A 4,449-nucleotide genomic window follows, 5' to 3' on the forward strand; every position below is an offset into this window, starting at 1 on the left:
GCGAGGCATGGCTTGAGCGAGAAGTTAAAGCCGCAGGTTATAATGGAATTAATGATGTATTCTTAGGTAAATACATTGATCGACAATTACGTTTGAACGGTTATTCTAAGTAGGAAAAGAGATAAAAATGGCAGATTTTACTAAGGTAAAAGAATGGATTAAAGATGCAGATGCAGTGATCGTTACTGCAGGTAATGGCATGGCTAAGGAAGAGGGGCTGGACATCTTAAGTGAAGAAAACTTCGATGATCAGTTTGGCAAAATTGCTGATAAATACGATGTGCATACAATTGGAGATGCGTTAGACAAAAAGTTTGATTCTTGGAGTGAGCAATGGAGCTTCTGGAGTGAATTGGTTAATGAATATTCACTGCAATATGAACCATGTGAAACCATGCAAGCTTTAAAGCAAATTTTGCAAGATAAAGACTACTTTATTGCTACAAGTACATTTGCTCATTTCTTTGAAAATGCAGGTTTTAAAGAAAATAGAATTTTTGATGCCTTCGGCGATTGGACTAAAATGCAATGTTCTAGTGGCATTAACCATGGGCAAAAAGATGATCGTGAAGTAGTCAAACGCTTTTTAAAGGCTATTGAAGAAAACAACGTAACCGAAGATTTAGTGCCAAAATGTGAAGATTGCAATAGCCCAATGGAATTGCACATGCCACTTAATGCCAACTTCTTCCCTGATACTGATGCTAACACTCGTTTTCGTTGGTTCTTAACAGGCAATGAAGATAAAAAGGTAGTCGTACTTGAATTAGGTGTTGATGAAACCAGTCCGCAACTACTGGATCCAATGGTTAAGTTAGTTGAACAATTCCCTAACTGGAAGTATGTTGCAGCAGATTTGGCAGATGAAGATATGCCAGATGATCTTAAAAAGAGAGCAGCTGGTTTTGCCACTAATTCACATGATGTATTAATGAATTTGACTAAATAGGGTGAATAATGAGTATTTACGTAAAAAATGGGATTTTACATGTAGACGGAGCGCAAGATAAGTTACGCCAAAAAGGTCAGGAAAAGCCAGATTTTTTATCTAACTACACGATGCTTGATGTTGAAACGACTGGCCTTAGCCCTTTCCGTGATCGCATTACCGAACTTGGCGGAGTCAAGGTTAGAAATGGTCAAATTGTCGATCAATACACTAATTTGGTAAAGTTCCCTAAAAATAATAAGGTTCCAGCTTTCATTACTAAATTGAATGGGATCACTGAAGAGCAGCTTACTAATGAAGGAATTCCCGCTGAACAAGCAATCAAGGAATTTCGTGAGTTCATTGGTGATGACACTATTATTGGCTACAACGTCAATTTTGACTTGAACTTTTTGTATGACCTTAGTCAAAAATATAATTTGCCGGTGCTAAATAATGATTATGTCGACGTGCTCCGCTTGGCCAGAGTCTATTATCCACGCCAACATAATCGTTTGATTGATTGCATGCAGCGTGCTGGAATTGCTCAAGTAGAGCAGCACCACGGATTGGCCGATTCACTGGATACTATTAAGGTTTATAACGACTTTAACCAGCATTTTACAGAGGATCTGTTAGAGCAAGCCATTGGCAAGATTAAGAATGTCGATTTGACTGGAGATGAAGTTGATTACTATCAGCTTGGTTTCCGCAATCCTGTTCAAGATAAAAATATTGTTTTGTCTGGCAATCTCCACATGGATCAGCGCGATGCCGGAAAAATGATCAACAATATGGGCGGTCAACTTGATCAAAATGTAGAAAAGACTACGAATTATTTGATCATGGGTGATCATGATTTCTTCAGAAAAAATAATGAAGATTTAAATAGAGCTCATCTTTTGATTAAAGATGGTGCGAAAATTAAGCGTTTATCAGAGAGCTTCTTTTTATCGATGCTTGATGACTGGGCTCGCAGCTAAAAGTTGTCTTGAAAAAGGCAACTTTTTCTTTTGTACTATTGCAAACTAATGTTTGGACTAGTATCATATCTTAAATAATGGAGGATTTTTATGGCAAGAAGAAGACGCAAAAAACAAGGAACAGTCCTTTCATCAGTTATCGTTTTGGTAGCAATTGCCTGGGGACTTTTTACTAAAGCAGGCAGTGATCCAAGTGGCAGTCAATTTTTAAAAGACTTTACTGGCAATCATGATGAACATGTTACTAATACGATTGGGGATGCTACTAAGGCTAATAAGACCTATGGCGGTTTATCTGATGCTGATTATAAGAAGCTCGCTAATTTAAACTTTAAAAACGGTGGCAAGGCTTTTACTGAAGTGAACCATAATCAATCAACTTTAGTGAAAAATTCATGGAAGGTTAATCGAGTAATTTATTCTAATCTTGATTCGCTCAACCGGACATCTCGTCCTAACACTGCATTTTTAGAAAAGCGCAATGTGGCTAATGATAGTTTACGTGTGCGGCAATTTGTGGAACCAACTGGTTGGCATTATAACCGCAGAAATGGCACGCAAATTTATAATCGAGGCCATTTGATTGCTTATTCTGTTTCTGCAGGGATTGATCAAAGCGGTAATTATGATCCACGCAATCAGTCAGGTGATCAGAATAATCCTAAGAATTTATTTACTCAGTCTGCCTTTTCTAATCAAAAAATTCAAACGATCTTTGAAGCCAAGGTTCGTAAGGCTTTACGGCAAAATAAGCGCGTAATATATCAAGCAACTGCGATCTTTAGAGGCAATGAATTAATGGCTCGTGGAGTAAATCTGCAGGCTGTTTCAACTGATGGCACATTAAACTTCAATGTTTATCTTTATAACGTGCAACCTGGTTATGAATTCAATTATAATAATGGTAGGGCTAAAGTTAATCACCAAATACAGGTTAATGAATAGCAGAATATAATCATAGATAAAACAAAAAAGGAAGTACATGCATGAAAAAAGATAACTGTACCGCGATGCTTGTTGGTAAAGACGCTTCAATTGATGGCTCAACTATGATTGCTCGTGACGAAGATGGTTACGGCGGCATCAATGAAAAGCTTTTTGTTGTTAACAAAGCACGCCACTATGATGAAGACTATGTTTCAAAATACAACGGCTTCAAGATGCACCTTGAAGGCGATGGTTGCAAGTGGACGGCTGTTCCAACTGCTGATGATTCAGAAGGTCGCTGGGATGAACAAGGCATTAACGAATATAACGTTGCCATGTCAGCTACTGAAACTGAAGCAACTAATGCACGTTGCTTAGGTCATGATCCGCTTGTTGAAGATGGTATCAATGAAGATTCAATGCTTTACATCACCTTGCCATTTGTTAAGACTGCGCGTGAAGGAGTACTCCGCTTAGGTCGCTTAATTGAAAAATATGGTACTGGTGAAACTAACGGTATTGCTTTTTCAGATAATAAGGAAGTTTGGTACCTTGAAACTGGTGCAGGTCACCAATGGGTAGCTGCTCGTGTGCCAGATGATTCTTATGCAATTTGTCCTAATATTATGGTGATTCAACAAGTTAATTTTGATGATCCTGATAACTTCATGTATTCAGAAGGTATTCAAGAATTCGTTGAAAAGAATCATTTGAACAATAGTACAGATGGCAGCTTCTCATTTAGAGATATTTTTGGTACTAAAGACGAAGCTGATGCTTTCTACAACACCCCAAGAACTTGGTATGGACAAAAATTGTTCAATCCAAGTATTGAGCAAGACCCAACTAGTCAAGAGATGCCATTTACTCGTGTACCTGAAAAGAAGATTGGCGTTGAGGATGTGCAAAAGTTTTTATCAAGTCACTATAATGGCACTCCATATGATCCAATGGATACCTTCTCATCTGGCAGCGAAAAAGAGCAAAAGATGTTCCGTTCTATTGCCTTAGACAGAAACCAAGAATCAAGTATTTTGCAAATTAGAAACGATGTTTCTGCTAAGATGGCCGCAATTCAATGGATTAACATGGGCTTTTACGCATATTCACCATATGTTCCTTTCTACACAAATATTGAAGATACCCCACTTAACTACAAGGTCGCTGAACACACAGTTGATCCTGATAGCAGTGCTTACTGGCTTTACAAGACTTTGCAAGTAATTGTTGAGCCACGTTATCACCAATACATTTATGAAGTAAATGCATATCGTGATGATTGCCAAAGCTATGCTATTAGCCGAGTTGATGCTATTGATGAAAAGGCTAAAGATCTTGATGATGTAGAATTGATCAAATATTTGACTAATGCAAATGATGAGACTGCTGGCGTAATTACTAAGAGGACTAAGAACTTAATGAGCAATTTAGTAAGACAAGCATTAAACAGTTCTAAATATCAATTCGAACGCGGAGATAATTTATAAAAAAGAGGTCATGTTCAACCATGACCTTTTTTGGTGCGTACCACAACATTTAGACAATACGAACAAAAATATAAGATATTTAGTATAAGGCATTAAAATCTAAATTTAATACGAATATTGGATG

4 protein-coding genes are annotated in these 4,449 nt (G+C 37.5%); all 4 read left to right on the forward strand.

Annotation, left to right across the window (positions count from 1 at the left end):
* Window positions 1-127 precede the first annotated feature (127 nt).
* The 4 genes from HMPREF0518_RS08620 to HMPREF0518_RS08635 all read left to right on the forward strand — a co-directional run bounded on the left by HMPREF0518_RS08620 (window position 128) and on the right by HMPREF0518_RS08635 (window position 4,325).
* Window positions 128-949, forward strand: a complete 822-nt coding sequence (locus HMPREF0518_RS08620; RefSeq protein WP_003627839.1) for an SIR2 family NAD-dependent protein deacylase — start codon at window positions 128-130, stop codon at window positions 947-949.
* Window positions 950-957: 8 nt separating this feature from the next.
* The gene (locus HMPREF0518_RS08625) at window positions 958-1,911 is read left to right on the forward strand and encodes an exonuclease domain-containing protein (protein WP_003627840.1); all 954 of its coding nucleotides are present in this window, start codon (window positions 958-960) and stop codon (window positions 1,909-1,911) included.
* Window positions 1,912-2,001: 90 nt separating this feature from the next.
* Complete coding sequence (locus tag HMPREF0518_RS08630) at window positions 2,002-2,856, forward strand: DNA/RNA non-specific endonuclease (protein ID WP_003627841.1); 855 nt, start codon at window positions 2,002-2,004, stop codon at window positions 2,854-2,856.
* A 41-nt stretch (window positions 2,857-2,897) separates the two neighbouring features.
* Window positions 2,898-4,325, forward strand: coding sequence for a C69 family dipeptidase (locus tag HMPREF0518_RS08635; RefSeq protein WP_003627842.1), 1,428 nt, complete (start codon window positions 2,898-2,900; stop codon window positions 4,323-4,325).
* Window positions 4,326-4,449 lie beyond the last annotated feature (124 nt).

The sequence above is a fragment of the Lactobacillus helveticus DSM 20075 = CGMCC 1.1877 genome (assembly GCF_000160855.1).
Classification (GTDB): Bacteria; Bacillota; Bacilli; order Lactobacillales; family Lactobacillaceae; genus Lactobacillus; species Lactobacillus helveticus.

Bases quoted from the DNA above. Each gene is read 5' to 3' on its own strand.
- HMPREF0518_RS08620 (WP_003627839.1), top strand. From the start codon at position 128: ATGGCAGATTTTACTAAGGTAAAAGAATGGATTAAAGATGCAGATGCA.
- HMPREF0518_RS08625 (WP_003627840.1), top strand. From the start codon at position 958: ATGAGTATTTACGTAAAAAATGGGATTTTACATGTAGACGGAGCGCAA.
- HMPREF0518_RS08630 (WP_003627841.1), top strand. From the start codon at position 2,002: ATGGCAAGAAGAAGACGCAAAAAACAAGGAACAGTCCTTTCATCAGTT.
- HMPREF0518_RS08635 (WP_003627842.1), top strand. From the start codon at position 2,898: ATGAAAAAAGATAACTGTACCGCGATGCTTGTTGGTAAAGACGCTTCA.